This is a genomic window from Brevundimonas sp. CURTG3B2_SDJG (assembly GCF_057364705.1).
In genome coordinates this window covers 1-537 of sequence record NZ_JBNFOJ010000598.1, presented here as the reverse complement: position 1 = coordinate 537, position 537 = coordinate 1, and the positions used below count along the sequence as shown (strand labels likewise).

Annotated in this window: 1 protein-coding gene; it reads left to right on the top strand. The window is 75.2% G+C overall.

What is annotated here, in order from left to right; genetic code table 11:
- Window positions 1-105 precede the first annotated feature (105 nt).
- Complete coding sequence (locus tag AC2W7C_RS18880; protein ID WP_486002708.1) at window positions 106-516, top strand: YceI family protein; 411 nt, start codon at window positions 106-108, stop codon at window positions 514-516.
- Window positions 517-537: the final 21 nt, after the last annotated feature.

Genomic DNA, 537 nt, shown 5'->3' with positions numbered 1-537 from the left:
GGATCGTCCCCGGGACGGCGCAGGCCTGGACGATGACCGGGCGGCCTCGTCGATCCGGTTCGGCGGGACCCATGCCGGCGCGCCCTTCGAGGGGCGGTTCGAGGACTGGGAGGGGCGCGTCTGGTTCGATCCCGCGACCTGGCCGGATCGCGCGCGACGATCACCATCCGCACCGGCTCGGCCCGCACGGGCGACGCGACGCAGGAGGGCTCGCTGCAGGAGGCGGAGTGGTTCGATCCCGCGGGCTTCCCGACGGCGCGGTTCGAGGCGACCGAGTTCCGGGCCCTGGGCGGCGACCGCTACGAGGCGGACGGGGCGCTGCGCATCAAGGACCGGACCGTCCCGACCACGCTGGCGTTCACCTTCCGGGAGACGGCCGGACAGGCCGTCGTGGAGGGGACGACGACGCTGGACCGCGCGGCCTTCGACCTGGGGCTGGCGTCGGACGCGGCCGGCGACTGGGTGTCCAAGACCGTCACGGTGACGGTGTCGGTCCGGGCGGCCCGGGCCGGCTAGCGGTCAGCCGGCCTCGTCGAC